This window comes from Megasphaera cerevisiae DSM 20462 (assembly GCF_001045675.1).
GTDB classification, from domain to species: domain Bacteria; phylum Bacillota; class Negativicutes; order Veillonellales; family Megasphaeraceae; genus Megasphaera; species Megasphaera cerevisiae.
Window position 1 is genome coordinate 1 of sequence record NZ_LEKT01000169.1, and the last position, 627, is coordinate 627.

Genomic DNA, 627 nt, shown 5'->3' on the forward strand with positions numbered 1-627 from the left:
CCCTTGCCATATATTTAACAATGTTGTCCGGGATAACAACACAGTGAATCCACCGTTTAGTTAAGATGATGGATTTTTTCAAACTGTGGATGAGGTACAGAGTTTCATTAGATAAAAACAGGGAAAACTTATTAAAGAGTGATTTCTGTGAGGAGGATAATGATGACAAAGAAATACGATCTTATTGTAATTGGTACAGGTTCTGCGGGGTCAATCACAGCAGCAAAATGTAATAAAGCCGGCTGGAATGTAGCTATGGTAGATGACAGGCCGTTTGGAGGCACGTGTGCACTACGTGGATGTGACCCAAAAAAGGTTCTACATGGTGCTGCCGAGCTTATTGATTGGAACAAACGGATGGTTAAGAATGGAGTACCGTCTGAAGTCTCCATCAACTGGAAAGATCTTATGAATTTTAAAAGAACCTTTACAGATGATGTCCCGGAAAAAAAAGAGGAAGCATTGAATAAACAGGGAATCGATACGTATCATGGCAATGCATCTTTCGTGAGTGAGGACAAACTTGAAGTGAATAAAGAAGTGCTCGAGGGGAGTCATTTCTTGATCGCTAGTGGTGCGAAACCTACCCCTTTACCCATAAAAGGAGAAGAACATCTTACTTATAGT

General features: G+C 40.5%; 1 protein-coding gene. It reads left to right on the forward strand.

What is annotated here, in order from left to right; all coding sequences use genetic code 11:
* Positions 1 to 159 precede the first annotated feature (159 nt).
* Positions 160 to 627: FAD-dependent oxidoreductase (locus AB840_RS15570; protein WP_201775895.1), on the forward strand; the 468-nt coding region annotated here is incomplete at its 3' end.